At 74.9% G+C, this 16,669-nt stretch carries 15 protein-coding genes, 1 tRNA gene and 1 pseudogene; 6 read left to right on the forward strand and 11 right to left on the reverse strand.

Going from position 1 to position 16,669, the window contains the following annotated elements; translation table 11 throughout:
- Positions 1-144 precede the first annotated feature (144 nt).
- Positions 145-882, reverse strand: coding sequence for a histidine phosphatase family protein (locus SM793_RS29890; RefSeq protein ID WP_320441429.1), 738 nt, complete (start codon positions 880-882; stop codon positions 145-147).
- Between the two features lie 223 nt (positions 883-1,105).
- On the opposite strand from SM793_RS29890, the gene SM793_RS29895 reads away from it, so the two are divergent.
- Positions 1,106-2,089: a magnesium and cobalt transport protein CorA gene (locus SM793_RS29895; protein ID WP_320441430.1), complete on the forward strand. Its 984-nt coding sequence runs from the start codon at positions 1,106-1,108 to the stop codon at positions 2,087-2,089.
- Between the two features lie 146 nt (positions 2,090-2,235).
- On the opposite strand, the gene SM793_RS29900 is transcribed toward SM793_RS29895, so the two are convergent.
- Positions 2,236-3,294, reverse strand: a complete 1,059-nt coding sequence (locus SM793_RS29900) for an LLM class F420-dependent oxidoreductase (RefSeq protein ID WP_320441431.1) — start codon at positions 3,292-3,294, stop codon at positions 2,236-2,238.
- A 353-nt stretch (positions 3,295-3,647) separates the two neighbouring features.
- Between SM793_RS29900 and SM793_RS29905 the strand changes: the two genes are divergently transcribed.
- The 3 genes and pseudogenes from SM793_RS29905 to SM793_RS29915 all read left to right on the forward strand — a co-directional run.
- Entirely contained in the window at positions 3,648-4,625 is a 978-nt protein-coding gene (locus SM793_RS29905; RefSeq protein WP_320441432.1) for an aldo/keto reductase, read from the forward strand.
- Positions 4,626-4,775: 150 nt separating this feature from the next.
- A complete protein-coding gene (locus tag SM793_RS29910; protein WP_320441433.1) occupies positions 4,776-7,100 on the forward strand; it encodes a helix-hairpin-helix domain-containing protein in 2,325 nt (774 codons plus the stop codon).
- 256 nt (positions 7,101-7,356) lie between these two features.
- A pseudogene (locus tag SM793_RS29915) lies at positions 7,357-7,995 on the forward strand (ester cyclase); the annotation flags it as partial.
- A gap of 42 nt (positions 7,996-8,037) precedes the next feature.
- Here SM793_RS29915 and SM793_RS29920 read toward each other — a convergent pair.
- Positions 8,038-8,643, reverse strand: coding sequence for a hypothetical protein (locus SM793_RS29920; RefSeq protein WP_320441434.1), 606 nt, complete (start codon positions 8,641-8,643; stop codon positions 8,038-8,040).
- A 337-nt stretch (positions 8,644-8,980) separates the two neighbouring features.
- Between SM793_RS29920 and SM793_RS29925 the strand changes: the two genes are divergently transcribed.
- Positions 8,981-9,175: a DUF5703 family protein gene (locus SM793_RS29925; RefSeq protein WP_255360265.1), complete on the forward strand. Its 195-nt coding sequence runs from the start codon at positions 8,981-8,983 to the stop codon at positions 9,173-9,175.
- 249 nt (positions 9,176-9,424) lie between these two features.
- On the opposite strand, the gene SM793_RS29930 is transcribed toward SM793_RS29925, so the two are convergent.
- The 3 genes from SM793_RS29930 to SM793_RS29940 all read right to left on the reverse strand — a co-directional run bounded on the left by SM793_RS29930 (position 9,425) and on the right by SM793_RS29940 (position 12,330).
- Positions 9,425-10,321: a chaplin family protein gene (locus tag SM793_RS29930; protein ID WP_320441435.1), complete on the reverse strand. Its 897-nt coding sequence runs from the start codon at positions 10,319-10,321 to the stop codon at positions 9,425-9,427.
- 244 nt (positions 10,322-10,565) lie between these two features.
- Positions 10,566-10,808 carry a chaplin gene (locus tag SM793_RS29935; protein ID WP_413816062.1) on the reverse strand — a complete coding sequence of 81 codons (243 nt, stop codon included), beginning with the start codon at positions 10,806-10,808 and terminating at the stop codon, positions 10,566-10,568.
- Between the two features lie 199 nt (positions 10,809-11,007).
- Positions 11,008-12,330 (reverse strand): M20/M25/M40 family metallo-hydrolase, encoded by a 1,323-nt coding sequence (locus tag SM793_RS29940; RefSeq protein ID WP_320441437.1) that lies wholly within the window; start codon positions 12,328-12,330, stop codon positions 11,008-11,010.
- A gap of 252 nt (positions 12,331-12,582) precedes the next feature.
- Between SM793_RS29940 and SM793_RS29945 the strand changes: the two genes are divergently transcribed.
- A tRNA-Leu gene (locus SM793_RS29945) sits at positions 12,583-12,667 on the forward strand.
- A gap of 163 nt (positions 12,668-12,830) precedes the next feature.
- Here the strand turns inward: SM793_RS29945 and SM793_RS29950 are convergent.
- The 5 genes from SM793_RS29950 to SM793_RS29970 all read right to left on the reverse strand — a co-directional run.
- Positions 12,831-13,589: a methyltransferase domain-containing protein gene (locus SM793_RS29950; protein ID WP_320441438.1), complete on the reverse strand. Its 759-nt coding sequence runs from the start codon at positions 13,587-13,589 to the stop codon at positions 12,831-12,833.
- An 85-nt stretch (positions 13,590-13,674) separates the two neighbouring features.
- Entirely contained in the window at positions 13,675-13,932 is a 258-nt protein-coding gene (locus tag SM793_RS29955) for a hypothetical protein (RefSeq protein WP_320441439.1), read from the reverse strand.
- A 126-nt stretch (positions 13,933-14,058) separates the two neighbouring features.
- The gene (locus SM793_RS29960) at positions 14,059-15,537 is read right to left on the reverse strand and encodes a chloride channel protein (RefSeq protein ID WP_320441440.1); all 1,479 of its coding nucleotides are present in this window, start codon (positions 15,535-15,537) and stop codon (positions 14,059-14,061) included.
- 162 nt (positions 15,538-15,699) lie between these two features.
- The gene (locus SM793_RS29965; RefSeq protein WP_320441442.1) at positions 15,700-16,407 is read right to left on the reverse strand and encodes a TetR family transcriptional regulator; all 708 of its coding nucleotides are present in this window, start codon (positions 16,405-16,407) and stop codon (positions 15,700-15,702) included.
- 156 nt (positions 16,408-16,563) lie between these two features.
- The coding region (locus SM793_RS29970; RefSeq protein WP_320441406.1) for an acyl-CoA dehydrogenase family protein at positions 16,564-16,669 on the reverse strand (106 nt) is incomplete at its 5' end.

Below are 16,669 nucleotides of genomic sequence, written 5' to 3' on the forward strand. Positions count from 1 at the left end.
CTACGACCTCCCGGGCCGGGCCGGGGAGCCGAGCCCGGGGGCGGGCGGGCTCGGGGTCTGCCTCCTGGATCCCTGCCGGGGCCACGGCGCGGGGGGCATGCTCCTCGCGACGGCCTGACCCGACGAAACCCGGGAGGCGGCTTCCTAGACCGCGCCGGTGGAACCGCCGACCACGGCGTCCCCGCCCGCCCCGGCCTGGCCGGGGCGGGCGGCGGGCCGGGGGGCGAGGGAGGCGAGGTCGCCGGTGTCGCCCATCCGCAGCACGAACGGGCGGCGCGCGGTGTAGCGGATCGCGGTGACCGAGCAGGGGTCGACGTTGATCCGCTGGAAGTGGTCGAGGTGCAGGCCCAGCGCGTCGGCCACCACGGCCTTGATCACGTCGCCGTGCGAGCAGGCGATCCAGACCGCGTCCTCGCCGTGCTCGGCGGCGATCTTCTCGTTCCACTCGCGGACCGCGTCGACCGTGCGGTGGCTCAGCTCGCGCAGCGACTCGCCGCCGGGGAAGGCCGCCGCCGCCGCGTGGTCCTGGACGGTGCGCCAGAGCGGCTCCTTGGCCAGCTCGGCCAGCGGGCGGCCGGTCCACTCCCCGTAGTGGCACTCGCCGAGCCGCTCGTCGAGCGCGGGCTCGCCCGGCGCGGCGCCGCCGCGCTCGGGACCGGCCAGCTCGGGGCGGGCGGCGAGCAGCGGCTCCAGGGTCTGCCGGCAGCGCTCCAGCGGGCTGCTGACCGCCTGGACCAGCGGGAGCGGGGCGAGCCGGTCGGCGAGCGCGGCGGCCTGGGCGCGCCCGGTGTCGTCGAGCTCCACGCCCGGCGTCCAACCGGCCAGGATTCCGGCGGTGTTCGCGGTGGAGCGGCCGTGGCGGACGAGCAGCAGGGTCGGCATGGGCCCACCCTACGGCCTGCCGGACCTGGGCGGGCGGGCTTCCGGATCTTGGTCGGGGCGCCGCGGCGGGGCCGGGACGGGCGCGCGGCGGGGGGTCGGCGAGGGGCGCGGGGCGGGTGCGGGTGGGACACGGGGGACGCGGGGAACGGTGGAGAGCGGTGCCGGGGCGAACCGTCGTCGCGGCGGATGTTTCGGAAGGGCGCCAGGGGCGAGAATGGCGCGCATGATCGTCCACTGCGCCATCTACCGGGACGGCCGCCCGGTCGCGACGCCCACGGGCCCGGCCGGCTCCCTCGCCGCCGCGCGGAAGGCCGGGCCCGGCGGCTTCGTCTGGATAGGCCTGTTCGAGCCGACCGCCGAGGAACTCGACCAGGTCTCCGACGAGTTCGGCCTGCACCCGCTGGCCGTCGAGGACGCGGTCGGCGCCCACCAGCGGCCCAAGGTGGAGGCGTACCAGGACTCGCTGTTCGTCACGCTCAAGACCCTCGGCTACCACCCCGGCGGCCACGCGGTGACCAGCGGCGAGGTGATGCTCTTCCTCGGCGAGGACTTCGTGATGACCGTCCGGCACGGCGCCGACACCCCGCTCGGCGACCTGCGGGCCGAGCTGGAGGAGCAGCCGGAGGTGCTCAAGTACGGCCCGAGTGCCGTGCTGCACTCCGTCTGCGACACGGTGGTGGACGGCTACCTGGACGTGGTGGTCGGGCTCCAGGCGGACCTCGACGAGCTGGAGGCCGATGTGTTCGCCCCCGGCCGGGTGGGCCGGGACGTCGCGAGCCGGATCTACGGCTACAAGCGGCAGTTGGTCACCGTCCGCCGGGCCACCGGCCCGCTGGTCGAGCCGATGATACGGCTGGACCGCGGCCGGGTGCCGTACGTCCGTGCCGAGGCGCAGCCCTACCTGCGGGACGTCTCCGACCACCTGGCCCGGGCCAACGACCAGGTGGAGGGGATGGACCGGCTGCTCTCGGACATCCTCGCCGCCAACCTGGCGCAGGTCAGCGTGCAGCAGAACAACGACATGCGGAAGATCTCGGCCTGGGCGGCGCTGGCCGCCGTGCCGACGATGATCGCGGGCGTGTACGGGATGAACTTCGAGCACATGCCCGAGCTGCACCACGCCTGGGGCTACCCGGCGGCGGTGTCGCTGATGGTGGTGGTCTGCGTGCTGCTGCACCGGGTGTTCAAGCGGCACGACTGGTTGTAGGGCGGGTCTTTCGGACCACGCCCTGGGGCGGCCCGCCGGTCGGCTCCCGAGTGGCCCCGTCGCCGGTCGTTCCCGGGTGGCCCCGTCGTTCGTCGTTCCCGGGCGGCCCCGTCGCCGGTGGGACGGTGCCGCCCGGGGTGCGACGGTCAGGCGAGGCCGGCCCGCTCCAGCGCCGCGACGCCGGTGCGGAGCGCGGTGATCCGCTCGTCCAGGGTGAAGCCGGCCGGGGCCAGGGTGAGCGTGGTGACGCCCGCGTCGGCGTACGCCTGCATCCGGTCGGCGATCCGGGCGGTGTCACCGATCAGCGAGGTGGCGTCGATGAGCTCGTGCGGGACGGCGGCGGCGGCGCCCGCGTAGTCCCTGGCCAGGTAGCGCTCCTGGACCTCGTCGGCGGCCTGCTCGTAGCCCATCCGGCGGGCGAGCTGGTTGTAGAAGTTCTTCTCCTTGCTGCCCATGCCGCCGATGTAGAGCGCGGTGTAGGAGCGCTGCGAGTCGACGCCCGCCTTGATGTCCTCGCCGACCGCGATGGCGACGGTCGGGCAGACGTCGAAGCCCTCGAACTCCCGGCCGGCCTCGGCGCCGGCGCGGACCCGGCCGGCCTTCAGCGGGTCGAGGGAGAGCGCGGCGTGCGCCGGGTCGAAGAAGATGCCGAGCCAGCCGTCGGCGATCTCGCCGGTCTGCTCCAGGTTCTTCGGGCCGATCGCGGCGATGTACAGCGGGATGTGCTCGCGCACCGGATGCACGGTGAGCTTGATCGGCTTGCCGGGGCCGCCGGGCAGCGGCAGTGTCCAGTGGGCGCCCTCGTGGACCAGCCGCTCGCGGGACATCGCCTTGCGGATGATCTCCACGTACTCGCGGGTGCGGGCCAGCGGCTTGTCGAACTTCACGCCGTACCAGCCCTCGGAGACCTGGGGTCCGGAGACGCCGAGGCCGAGCCGGAAGCGGCCGCCGGAGAGGGTGTCCAGGGTGGCGGCGGTCATCGCGGTCATCGCGGGGGTGCGGGCCGGGATCTGGAAGATCGCCGAGCCCACGTCGATCCGCTCGGTCCGGGCGGCGACGAAGGACAGCACGGTGGCCGCGTCCGAACCGTAGGCCTCGGCGGCCCAGCAGACCGAGTAGCCGAGCCGGTCGGCCTCCTGGGCGACGGCGATGTTGTCGGCGTCCATGCCGAGTCCCCAGTAGCCGAGGTTGATGCCGAGTCGCATGGGCACTGCCTTCCAGTCGGTGGTGTCGTGAGGGTAGCGGCGCGTCCGGCGGACATGCTACTGGCCGGTAGGAGTGGTCCGGGTCACATTCCGGCCGCGTGGCGGGGGCCGTGGACGACCCGTGCGGGACGCCGGACCGTCCCGTGCGGGGCGCCGGACCGTCCCGCGCCGGGGGCCGGGGGCGTCCTGCGGGTCTGCACACCTGCCCGGGCACCGGCCGCTACGCTCAGCCGACGTGGAGGCGCCTCGCCCCACCTGCGCGTTCGTCCCCGTCGTCCCGGCCGTGCGGCCGCGGTGCCGGCCGGTGCCGCCGCGCCGCCACCGTACCTACGGCCAGTAAGAGGGCACGTCCGATGGAAAAGCGTCACCTCGGCCGCACCGGGCTGCAGGTCTCCCGGCTCGGCCTCGGCACCATGACCTGGGGCCGTGCCACCGACGAGCAGGAGGCCGCGGACCTGCTCAAGGCATTCGTCGACGCCGGCGGGAACCTCGTCGACACCGCCGACGTCTACGCCGACGGCGACGCCGAGTACCTGCTCTCCCGGCTCACCGACAGCCTCGTGCCCCGCTCGGACCTGGTCATCGCCACCAAGGCCGGCAGCGTCCCGGCCGCCCGCCGCTTCGACGGCTCGCGCGGGCACCTGCTCGCCGCGCTCGACGCCTCGCTGCGCCGGCTCGGCACCGACTACGTCGACCTCTGGCAGCTGCACGCGTTCGACCCGGCCACCCCCGTCGAGGAGACCCTCAGCGCCCTCGACATCGCCGTCTCCTCCGGCCGGGCCCGCTACGTCGGAGCCTGCGACTTCAGCGGCTGGCAGCTGGCCAAGGCCGCCACCTGGCAGAACGCCCACCACGGGCGGGTGCCGCTGGCCGGGGCGCAGCTGGAGTACTCGCTGCTCCAGCGCGGCATCGAACGGGAGGCCCTGCCCGCCGCCCAGGACGCCGGGGTCGGGCTGCTCGCCGCCTCCCCGCTGGGGCGCGGCGTGCTGACCGGCAAGTACCGGCACGGCCTCCCGCAGGACTCGCGCGGTGCCTCGCCGTACCTGTCGGGGTTCGTCCAGCCGTACCTCGGGGAACGTCCCCGGAGGATCGTGGACGCCGTCGCCACCGCCGCCGACGGGCTCGGCAGCAGCCCGCTGGCGGTCGCGCTCGCCTGGGTCCGGGACCGCCCCGGGGTGGCGAGCGCGCTGGTCGGGGCCCGCACCGTGGGGCAGCTGCAGGCGGCGCTGTCGGTGGAGGCGCTTACGCTTCCGGAGGAGATCCGCGGTGCGCTCGACGACATCTCGGCGCCGGTCCACCGCTACCCCGACCAGGGGTGGAGCGAGCTGTAGCGGTCGCTCGACCCCGTACCCGAGCCTGACCGACCGACCGACCGCCGACCCGGCCGCCCCGCGCGGCCCGGGCCGGCCCGAACAGCCGTCCGCCCGCAGCACGGGGCGGTCGGTACCCAGCAGTGGAGTTGAGCTTTTGTGGAGCGGACGATGACTGACGCGGAGAACGGCGCCCCGGAGGAGTCCTCGATGAGCCCGGACACGGGCGGCGCCGTGCCCGCGCAGGCGTCGGCGGAGCCGGGCCCGGCGGATGCGGACGGGGGCGCGGACGAGGGTGCTGACACGGGCGCTGCCACCGCGGGCGCGGACGGGGGCTCGGACCGGGCGGACGGGGCCGCGGACACAAGTGCTCCGGGTGCGGACGGGGCCGCGGACCGGGCGGCCGCCGTCGCGGCGCTGGCCGAGCGGGTCCGCTCGGTGGGCCGCTCCGGACCGGGCGCCGCCGCGCCCTCGGCACCGGAGGACGGGGCGGCGCCCACCACCCCTGCCGAAGGCACCGCCACCGCCACCGCCCGGGTGGTGACCGACGAGCAGCGGGCGCAGGCGCTCCGGGCGACCGCCGAGGTGCTCGGCGCCGGGGGCGCCCCGGCCGAGCTGGCCGTCGCCGCCGTGTCGGTGTTCGGCGACGGCGCGGCCGAGCAGCTCCGCGAGGACCCGTGGGCCGTGCTCTCGCTGCCCGGCGTCCGCCCCGAGCACGCGGACGGCTTCGCCCGCGGCCTGCTCGGCCCGGCGGCCGGACCGGGCGACCCCCGACGGTCGCAGGCGCTGGTCGGCTGGCTGCTGGAGCAGGCGGCCCTGCGTGGCCACTCGGCCCTGGAGATCGGCGAGGTGACCGCCGGGCTGGAGCGCCTCGGGGTACCGGACTCCGCCGCCGCCGTCCAGGCCGCGGTGCTCGACGGCCGGGCGATGCCGTTCCAGGAGGAGCTCACCGGTGCCGAGGCGCACGCGGCGGGCGGCGACGACGAGGAGGACGAGCCGCCGACCCGGACCCTGCTCGCCCTGGAGCGCTTCGCGCTGGCGGAGGAGAGCCTGGCGGACGGCCTGGTCCGGCTGATGTCCACCTTCGTGCCCGGCGAGGACCAGGAGGCGCCCGCCGAGGAAGCCGCCGCCGAAGCCGACGAGGAGGCGACCGACGAAGCGTCCGAGAAGGCGCACGACGAGGAAGCACCCGGCGCGGAAGCGGACAGCGCGGAAGCGGACAGCGCGGAAGCGGACAGCGCGGAAGCGGACGCGGGAACCGGCGCCGACGCCGCCCCGCAGGCGCCCGCCGCGCCCGGCCCGGCCGCCTGGGAGGCCGCCGCCGAGGCTTCCCCGTCCTCCTCCGCGGCCGCCCTGGTCCGGGCCGCCGCCGGGAGCGCGCTCGTCCTGCACACCGGCGGCGAGGCGGCCCGCGCCGAGCCGGCCGCCCTGTTGGCCACTGCCACCGGCCTCGGGCTGCGCGCCTGGGCCGCCACCTGGACCGACCACGGCCGGGACGCCTTCGCCGCGCTCACCCCGCTCGCCGACACCCCGGCCCCCGCGCCCGTCGCCACGCTGGCCGAGCTGCTCGCCGGCGCCGCCGGCCCCGGCCGCTCCCCCGACGGCACGCTCGCGCTCGACCTGCTGGTCGTGCTGGACGCCCCGCTGCTGGACGTCGAGCTGGCCGCCACCCTGCTGGAGTCGCTCGCCGACGGCACCCGGCTGGTGCTCAGCGGCGACCCGGGCCAGCTGTGGTCCGCCGGTCCCGGCCGGTTCTTCGCCGACCTGCTCACCGCCAAGGTCTGCCCGGCCGTCGCCTCCCGCACCCCGGACTTCGGCCCGATCGGCGAGCTGGTCTCCGGCGTCGGCATCGGCGAGCTCCAGCCGGTCGAGGCACCCGACAAGGAGGTGGTCATCCTGACCGCCAAGGACAGCGGGGAGGCCGTCCACCGTGCCGTCCAGCTGCTCACCGACTCCATCCCGCGCGCCCTCGGCATCCCGTCGGAGCAGGTCGTCCTGCTCACCCCGGGCCACGGCGGCGGGGCCGGCACCCGCGCGCTGAACGCGGCCGCCAAGGCCAGGCTCAACCCGGGCCCGGGCCGGTTCGCCGGCTTCGACCCGGGCGACCGGGTCGCCGACTCGCCCGCTCCCGGGCACACCCGGCTGGCCCGGGTGGTCGACGGCGACGCCGCCGGTCTGCACCTGGAGTACCCGGACGGCACCCGCCGCACCGTCGCACCCGCCGAGGCCCAGAAGCTGCGGCACGGCTGGGCGCTGACCGTCCACCAAGCCGTCGGCCGGCACTGGCCGGGCGCGGTGGTGGTCGTGCCGGACGACGCGGCGGCGGCCCTCAGCCGGCAGTGGGTGTACACCGCGTTCGGGCGGGGCGAGCGGCACCTCTCGGTGGTCCACGCCGCCGGACCGGCGCTCCCGCAGGCCGTCGCCGAGCGCCCGGCCGTGCCGCGCACCACGCGGCTGCGCGCGATCCTCGCCGAGAACGCCGCACAGCAGTACTGACCGCCGCCGCCGACGGCGTCCGGTCCGCGTACACCGGACCGCGCGGAGGGGCCTCTCGTCCGCCGAGGGCCCCTCCGCCTTGCTGCGCGCCCACCCGGCTGCCCGCCCGGCCCGCCCGCGCGCCCCCGCATGAACAGGATTCATCGGTCCGGTAGAAAGCAAGCCTTGGACGCATGGCACCGCACCGGCGGAGGGTGAGGACATCCCCGGCGCGCACCTCCGCGCCGGCCGTCCCCCGAGAGGAACGTCCGAAATCATGCGTCCGAAGCGGCGGTTCCGCCCCGCCTCCGCCATCCTCGCCGGCTCCCTGGCCGGCCTGCTCGCCGCCACCGCCGTCCTCGGCGGTGCGACCGCCGCCACCGCCCGCGACTCCACCGGCCGGGACTCCGCCGGCCGAAGCTCTGCGGACCGAAGCGCTGCCCCGGGAGCGGACCGGGCCTGGCAGCTGGTGGACCGCTCACCCGACCTCGTCCGGCCCCGTGCGCTCACCGTCGACGGCTCGCTGGGGGCCGGCCGGGCCGCGCAGGAGATCCGGCTGGCCCAGCAGCTCTACACCTTCTGGAACACCGGGGAGCAGCGCTACCTGGACGCCGCCGTCGACCGGGACTTCCGGGACAACACCCTCCCGGCCGGGCGGCCGCAGGGGCCCACCGGCCCGGCCGTCGCCTCGCGCACCTTCCGGGCCGCCGTGCCCGATCTCCGCTGCGAGCTGGCGGACCTCCTGGTCACGGGGGACAAGCTCACCGCCCGGCTGGTGTTCCGAGGGCACTTCACCGGGGTGTTCGAGGGACGGGCCGGCCGCGGGCAGGCCGTGGAGTTCACCGCGATCGACATCCAGCACGTCGGTGCGCGGCGGATCACCGAGGACTGGCACATCGAGGACAACACGACCCTCCTCGCCCAGCTCGGCGTCACCGCCGGCGGACCGGGCCCGGGGTCAGTCGTCGAGCTCCTCGTCGTCGTAGACCTCGCTGACGTCGAAGCGGCAGATCAGCAGCTGCGGATCCGCGTGCTCGAACGGCTCCGGCAGCCACTCCCCCGGCTCGCTCGGCTCGGCCGCCGCCACCCAGAGCGTGGAGTCGCCCTCCTCCAGCCCGAACTCCTCGCTGCGGGCGGCGATCTCGTCCGGCTCGAACTCACCGAACAGCACGCCGATCGCGGCGTTCACCCCATCGCCCGCGGCCCCCTCCGGGGTCAGCGAGTCGTCCAGCCGCTCGGCCTGGGCACGCAGCCGCTTCGGGTCGACGATGTGGTAGTCCCGGCGGATCAGCACGCTGATCGCCTCGGGCTGTTCGGGTCCGTGGTACCCGCCCGGACCCTCGTCGCCGGGGACCTCGAAGGGGGTCACCTCGTCGTAGACCTCGTAGAGGAGTTGGTCGTACGCGATGGCCGCCGTCGCGAGCTGCTCGTAGGCGGTGGACACAGCGGAATCGTCCGCTGCGCTGGGGCTTGACACCGCTTCCAGATGACGGTCGATGGCGGCCTTGACCGCCTCGGCGGCGGCGCGTACCTCGGCAATGGTGGGCTGCGCGGCATCAGACATGGTGCAGACGCTATCTCCCCCCGGTGCCGGTACGCACAGCGGTTGTCACCTACACCCGCGATTTCACCGCAACTTCCCCCCTGATGTCCGTTCCGCATGCTTCTGTCCCCCTGCCGGGAAGCCCTCGACGGCGCGCGCCGGGCGCACGCGCGGGCCTGCCCCGGAGTCGCTTCACCCGTCGCGCCCGGGGTATGCCGACCACAGCGGTAACGGAACTGATATCCAGTCAGCCAGGTGCGGGCCGGGGCGGCCGAAAATGCCCGGGCCCGCTGTCGGAGGCAGGCCGTAGGCTTGCTCGGAGGCGTCCTACAGGAGGAGCGTTTTGACCCCACCGAAGCTGGTCCGGCAGCCGGAGTACGAGTACCAGTCACTGCGCATGCCGCGCGGGACGTCCCGCAACGCGGCACGCCAACTCCTCACCGATCACGCCGAGTACGGGCACTGGGAGCTCGACAGGCTCCGACTGCTCCCGGACGGCAGCCGGACGGTGCTGCTGCGCCGGCGGATCATCCGGCAGGTACGGAGCTGGTGACGGTCCAGGGCTGGTGACCGTCCGGAGCCGGTGACGGTGGCCGAACGGCGACTGAACGGCGGGGCCGGGGCACTGCGGGCCTCCCGCATCCGGGCCCGCGGCCCCGACCCCGGGGGCCCTGCCCGGCCTCCTTGCCCTCCCGGCGGGGCCTCCTGACACCGCCGCCCCTCCCCTGCGTCCCGGCACGGCACCGGCCCCGGGCCGTGGGGCCCGGGGCCGGTGTGCCGGGGAGTCCGGCGCCGGAAGTGCTCAGCGAGCGCCGGCGCGGGCGCGGCGGTAGAGGACGCCGCCGCCGATCAGCAGGGCCAGACCGGCCGCGCCGAGCAGCTCGGTGTCACCGGCGCCGGTGGAGGCGAGCTGGCTGCCCGCCGTGGCGACCGGGGCCGCGGACGGGCTTCCGGTGCGCGCGGCCGCCGGGCGGGCCTGCTGGACGCCCGGGCCGCTGCCCGGGGTGGCGACCGCCCCGCCGCCGGACGGCGTGGCCTCGGACGGGCCGCCGTTCCTGGGCGTGCCCGGCGTGGTCCCGCCGCTGCTCGGGGTCTGGGTGACCGGCGGGGTGGAGGGCCGGCCGGTGGCGGGCGGCGGCGGGTTGTGCGAGCCGTGCTCCTCCGGGCAGTCGTCGTCGGGCGTGACGGGCGGAGCGGTGTGCGCGGGCGCGGCCGTGGTCCCGCATTCGTTGCCGAACGCGGGGTTGGCGGCGCCGACCACATCGATCGAGTTCCCGCAGGCGTTGACGGGGATGTGCACCGGGGCCTGGACGCTGTTCCCGGCGACGACACCTGGTGAGCCGGTGGCCGCGCCGGAGGCGCCGGCACCCGAGGCCGACTTGCCGCCGCCCGGGGCCGACTTACCGCTGCCCGGGGCCGACTTACCGCCGCCCGCGTGCGCACCGCCAGGACGCCCGGAGGCGTTGGCGCAGTTGTTGCCGTACGCCGGGTTCAGCACGCCGATCACGTCGGCCGTGTTGCCGCAGACGTTGATCGGCACCTCCACCGGCACCTGCACCGAGTTCCCGGAGGCGACACCCGGCGAACCCACTGCCGCGCCCTCCGCCCCGGCGGTCGCGCTGGCGTAGCCGGCTGTCGAGGCCAGCACACTGCCGGTGGCCACGGCCGTGAGGAGCCCCTTCTTGGCTGCGTTCCTCATATTTTCCCCTGACATTTCGAGACGACGTGACGACCTTCCGAAAGTCGGAATTTCCGATTGGGCGGAGAGGTCCTCGGCTGTATGGGGGAAAACGAAGCAACCCGCACGGAGGTTGAGCCGTGCAGCCCCCATTCACTCTTTCGAGGGATGTCATGGGTCGTCTCGGGGGCGGCCCCGGAAACGCAGGCGCCCCCGGCGCGGCGCGTCCGCCGCCCGGGGGCCCGACTCCACGACCGACCGAGGATCAGACGTTCGCGCAGTGGTTGCCGAACGCCGGGTTCAGCACGCCGATCACACTGATGCTGTTGCCGCACAGGTTGACCGGGATGTGCACGGGGATCTGGATCTGGTTGCCGGCCACGACACCCGGGGAACCGGCGGCCACACCCTCGGCACCGGCCCCGCCGTGGGCGGAGGCCACACCGGCGACGGCGAGCACCAGGCCACCGGTGGCGGCGGTCACGGCGGCGATCTTCTTGACCTTCATCATTCCTCCTGTATGAACACCCGGATATCGGCTCCGGGCCATCACAGGGAGGAACGAGATTGCGGCAAACGGGGTACGGAACAGACGTTGCATTCACCCGGACCGGTGATACGACGAACAGGTCATCGAACTTCCGGGGCGGCGTCCGTCCGGAAACGCGGGAGCCGCGCGGTGGACCACCGCGCGGCTCCCGTCCCGGTCAGCAGGCGTCGAGGAACCGGTCCAGCACCCGCACGCCGAACTTCAGGCCGTCCACCGGCACCCGCTCGTCCACCCCGTGGAACATACCGGCGAAGTCGAGCTCCGGCGGCAGCTGGAGCGGGGCGAAGCCGAAGCAGCGGATCCCGAGGTCCTGGAAGGACTTGGCGTCCGTCCCGCCGGACAGGCAGTAGGGCACCGCCCGGGCGATCGGGTCCTCGGCGCGCAGCGCGGTCTGCATCGCCTCGACCAGGGCCCCGTCGAAGCTCGTCTCGATCGCCTTGTCCGAGTGCAGGCTCTCCCGCTTCACCCGCGGGCCGAGCACGCTGTCCAGCTCGGCCAGGAACTCCTCCTCGTAGCCGGGCAGGAAGCGGCCGTCCACGTGCGCGGTGGCCTGGCCGGGGATCACGTTCACCTTGTACCCGGCGCCGAGCATGGTCGGCTGGGCGGTGTTGCGCAGCGTGGTGCCGATCATCTTGGCGATGCCGCCTAGCACCCGGAGCGTCTCGTCCATGTCCTCCGGGTCGAGCTGGACGCCGAGCGCGTCCGACAGCTCGTCCAGGAAGGCCCGGACAGTCTTGGTGATGCGCAGCGGGAACTGGTGCCGCCCGAGGCGGGCCACCGCCTCGCACAGCTCGGTGATGGCGTTGTCGTCGTTCTCCATCGACCCGTGCCCGGCCCGGCCCTCGACCGTGAGCCGCATCCAGTGCATGCCCTTCTCGGCCGTCTCCACCAGGTAGAGCCTGGTCCGGTCGTTGACGGTGAAGGAGAAGCCGCCGACCTCGCCGATCGCCTCGGTCACGCCCTCGAAGAGACCCGGGTGCTTGTCCACCAGGTAACGCGCGCCGTAGGTGCCGCCCGCCTCCTCGTCGGCGACGAAGGCCAGCACCAGGTCCCGGGGGGGCTTGCGGCCGGTGCGCAACCGGTCGCGCACCACGGCCAGGGTCATCGCGTCCATGTCCTTCATGTCGACCGCGCCGCGCCCCCAGACGCAGCCGTCCGCGATCTCGCCGGAGAACGGGTCGTACGTCCAGTCCGCCGCGTTGGCCGGCACGACATCGGTGTGCCCGTGGATCAGCAGGCCCGGTCGGGACCGGTCCTCGCCCTCGATCCGGACGACGGTGGACGCCCGTCCCTTGGCGGACTCGATGATCTGCGGTTCGAGGCCGAACTCCGCGAGCTGCTCGGCCACGTACTCGGCCGCCTTCCGCTCGCCCGGACCGGAACCGTCGCCATAGTTGCTGGTGTCGATCCGGATCAGATCGCGGCAGATGTCGGCGACCTCGGACTCCCCCGTCACCTTCGACTCGCTCCGCTCGCTCACGGTCACTCCTCGTCTCTGGCCCGCACCGGCACCCCAGCGCCGCCCCAGGACCTGCACCCGGGTCGCACGAGCACGTCCGCCCATCCTCTCCCAGCCCCCGACCCGGATCCACCCCCAGGAAACACGCCGACACACCGCCGCAACCCCCACTACCCCGCCCGGGGCCGTTTTGGGGCCGGAAGCGGATCGCTGCTACAGTTACATCTGTCAGCGCGGCCGACGAACAGAAGGAAGCCGCGAGGACAACACCCCGTCCGGGTGGCGGAATGGCAGACGCGCTAGCTTGAGGTGCTAGTGCCCTTTATCGGGCGTGGGGGTTCAAGTCCCCCCTCGGACACAGCGGAAGGCCCCAGATTCGTCTGGGGTCTTTTTCGTTTTCCGCTCGGTCCTTCTCCTCGCGGCTGTTTCCCCGTGCGGTTGTTTCTCCGCGCCGTGGCGTGGCCGGCGGCTTCGCAGAGCCGGCCCGGACGGCGGGCGGGGCGTGGGACACCGGTGCGCGGTCAGTCGGCGTGGGCGGTGACGGTGACGGCGGTTTCGGCGAGGAAGAAGCGGCCCCGGGTGGCGGCGAGGTGGACGGCGGTGTGCCAGGCCTCGATCTCCGCCGGGGAGAGGGTGCCCCGGCCCTCCTCGGCGGCGGTGGTCAGGGCGTGGCGGATGCCCTCGATCCGGCGGGCGGCGTGGCCGGTCAGCTCGGTGGAGCTGGTGACGACCGGGTGGACCCGGCCGAGCCGCAGTGGGGAGTTCCGTACCAGGCCCGGGAGCTTGCGGCCGATCCGCCCGTCCACGTGGTCCATCCAGGGCTGCTGGTCGTCGGTGAAGGCGTGGCAGATCCGCCGGTCGAGGTCACGGTCCGCGCCGGCGATCACCAGTGAGTCGAAGTCGACGTGTGCCAGCACCGCCCGGCCGCCGGGCCGCAGCACCCGGGCGGTCTCGGCGAGCAGCGCGGCCGGGTCGGGCAGGCATTCGAGCACGTTGTAGGAGACCGCGGCGTCGAGGTGGTGGTCGGGCAGCGGGAGCGGCCGGGCCAGGTCCGAGGTCTCGATGCCGATGCCGCCCGGGTGGTCGGCCAGCAGGCGCCGGGCGGTCGCGACGCTGTCGGCGGAGTGGTCGAGGCCGAGCAGCCGGGCGTCGGGGTGACGGCGGGAGAAGACGGCCAGGGTGGGGCCGGTGCCGCAGCCGAGGTCGAGTACCCGCCCGCCCGGACGCAGCGCCGCCTCGTCCACCAGGTGCTCGTGTATCGGCTCGTCGGCCTCCGACATGCGTTCCCCCTCAGCGCTCCGCCGTGGTGGCGGGTCGGCGTCCGGCCTGTTCTACCACCGGGCGGCGATGGCGGGCACGGGGCTTTCAGCGGGCGGCCCAGACCGGGCAGCGGGGGTGGTGGCGGTGGGTGCGGATGACCGTCCCGCCGAGCGAGCGGCGCTCGGTGGTGGAGACGGTGCAGCAGGCGGCGGTCGGCGGGGCGCACGGTGCCGGCGCGGGCCCGGACGCGCTCGGCCCGGTCCCGCTCGGCGGGGGTGTGGGGAGCGGGCGGCGGGAGCCGCGGTCGGTGGAGCGGCGGCCGGTGGAGCGGCGGTCGCGGCGGTGGGGCGAGGCAGTGGTCACGGGAGCGGAATTGCCCGGGGTGAGGGCCCCGAACCCCGGATTGGTTCGAAGGAGTGAAAAGAAGGAGTGAAAAAGGGCGGATCGGTGTTGACGTCGGAACCGCCGGGCCGCCCCGCCGATGGCAGGTCAGCCGGCCGCAGGCCGCTCGGTCGGGCCGCGCGACCCCGCAGGAGTGCGCCGCTCGATGAGCCCGCGCAGCAGCTCGCCGACCACGAAGGAGGTCACCGCGGTCACCAGCAGCAGCGGGAGCGAGTCGGGTGCGTCCGGCCCCAGCAGTTCGGCCGCCAGCACCGTGCTGGTGACCGGCAGCCGGGTGACCGAGGTGGCCGCGGCGGCCAGGCCGACGGCCAGGCCCGACTCGATGCCGAGTCCGGGCAGCGGGCCGCAGGCCACCCCGAGGGCGGCGCCGATCAGCACCGCCGGGAAGATCGGGCCACCGCGCAGGCTGCCCAGGGCGATGCCCCAGGCGGCCGTCTTGCAGAGCGTCAGCATCAGCAGTGCGAACACCGACCAGGCCGCCGGATTCGCGGCCAGGGCTGCCAGGGTGGCCTGGCCGGAGAGCGCCGCCTCCTCCGGCGAGCGGTCCGTCAGCAGCGCGTACGCGGCGATGCAGCCGCCGACCGCGACCGCGCACAGCACCGTGCGCAGGGCCGTCTGCCGGACCGTCGGCGGCGGCACGGCCCGCCCCGGGTCGCCGACGGTGAACGCCTTGACCCGGTGGCCGAGCGTCTGGCCGGCCACGCAGACCACGGTGACCGCGACCGCGACCGGCAGGCCCCACAGGAAGTCGCCGGGGTCGGGGATCCCGGCGGGCGGTTCCGAGGGCAGCGAGAGGGCGCCGACCGAGAGCCCGGTCCAGTGGCCGAAGCCGGTGAACACCAGTGCGCCGACCCCGCTCGCCAGCAGGCAGGGCATGATCAGCAGCAGCAGTTGCGGACCGCCCAGACCGGCCGCCTCGATGATCATCACGGCGGCCACCAGCGGGCTGCCGAAGATGGTGGAGATCGCCGCCGCCGAACCGGCCGCGCCGAGCACCGGCACCAGCTGGGGCCGGGCCGCGCGGCGGGACGGCCGGACGGCGAGCAGCGCCAGCCCGGCGCCCATCGCCATCAGCGGCGCCTCCGGGCCGAGCACGGCACCGAGCGGCAGACAGGCGAGTGCGGCCAGCACGACGCCGGGCACGGCCCTCGGCGGGGCGGGCGGTCCGCCCAGACCGTCCACCGGGATGTGGCCGCCGCGCCCGGGCACCCGGGTGACGATCGGCACGAGCAGCAGCCCGGCCAGCAGCAGCGCGGGCAGCGGCCACCACCAGGGGGCGCGGTCGAGGCCGAGGGCGTCGGGCAGGCTCTCCCAGACCCAGTGCTGGAGCTGGTGCTCCAGGCCGACGAACCAGAAGGCGGCCAGCGAGACCGGGACGCCGACCAGGGCCGAGACCAGGAGGAGGCCGAGGTAGCCCTTGGTGCGCAGCACGCTGTGCACGGTGGGGGGTTGTCTCGCGGTGGCCGCCGCCGCGGCGGGAGGGGACGACGGGCCGGTGCCCGCCGTCGGGTCGGGCCTCGCCGTCGGGTCCTCGCTCCTGCTCGGACCGTCGCTCGGCTCGGGCATCGTCCGCCTCCGTCGCGTTCCCCGCGCCGGTCCGGCTCCGGCCACGTCCTGCGACCGAGTCTCGCCCGCCGCCGGCGGCCGCGCACGGCAGCCGCGGGTCCGGGCCCGGCGCGTCCCGCCGGGCCTGCGCCATCAGGGTGAGGGGGGCCCGCAGGCGGAAAGTCAGTCCTGGTGGACCCGGCGGGGGTCGCCGAGGGCGCTCTCGATGCCCTGGACCATCCGCCAGAGCGGGGCCCGGCGGCTGGCGACCAGCACCACGACGTCGTCCTGCTCCCCCGGGCCGTCGCCGTCCGCCGCCGGGTCACCGCCGGCGGGGCGCTCGCCCCAGGTGTCGGTGACGAAGGCCATCGCCCGGTCCACCTCGGTCACCCAGTCGCTCTCGCCGCCGGAGCGGAGCCAGGTGCGCAGGGCGTGGTTGTGCGCGGAGACCACGGCGGCGGCGACCACGTCGGCCCGCAGCGGCCCCTCCGGGCGTCCGGCGAACCGGCCGCGCAGGTAGTGCGCGAGGGTGTGCTCGTAGCGCCAGACGACGGACAGCTCGTAGGCGCGCAGGCCCGGCACCTTGCGGGTGAGGCGGTAGCGCTGGACGGAGAAGGAGGGCTGCTCGGCGTACATCCGCAGCACCAGCCGGGCGGCGTCGCAGGCGTGCCGGACCGGGTCCTCCTCGCCGCTGCCGGACTCCAGGAACTCCGTCATCTCGGCAAGGCCGCGCTCGTGGTCGGGGAAGACCACGTCCTCCTTGGCCGGGAAGTAGCGGAAGAAGGACCGCCGGCCGACCCCGGCGAGCGAGACGATGTCGTCGATCGTGGTCTGTTCGAAGCCGCGCTCCAGGAAGAGCTCGAAGGCGGCGGCAACCAGCGCCTCACGCATCGCGGGCTTCGGTTGCCCGTCGTTCATCGGTTGGTCCTGCTCTTCCTTCTCGCTCATTCCCGGAACATAGCATCGGGCTCGAACACCCGGACCGGCCCGTGTACGGCCGTGGTCCGGGTGCCCGAGGAGGGGCCCCGACGGGTCGGGAGGGCTGGGCTACGGGAGGTTGCGGGCCATCACGATGCGCTGGATCTGGTTGGTGCCCTCGTAGATCTGCGTGATCTTCGCGTCCCGCATCATCCGCTCCAACGGATAGTCCCGC

Origin of the sequence: Kitasatospora purpeofusca, assembly GCF_034043715.1 — a bacterium.
Lineage (GTDB): Bacteria > Actinomycetota > Actinomycetes > Streptomycetales > Streptomycetaceae > Kitasatospora > Kitasatospora purpeofusca_A.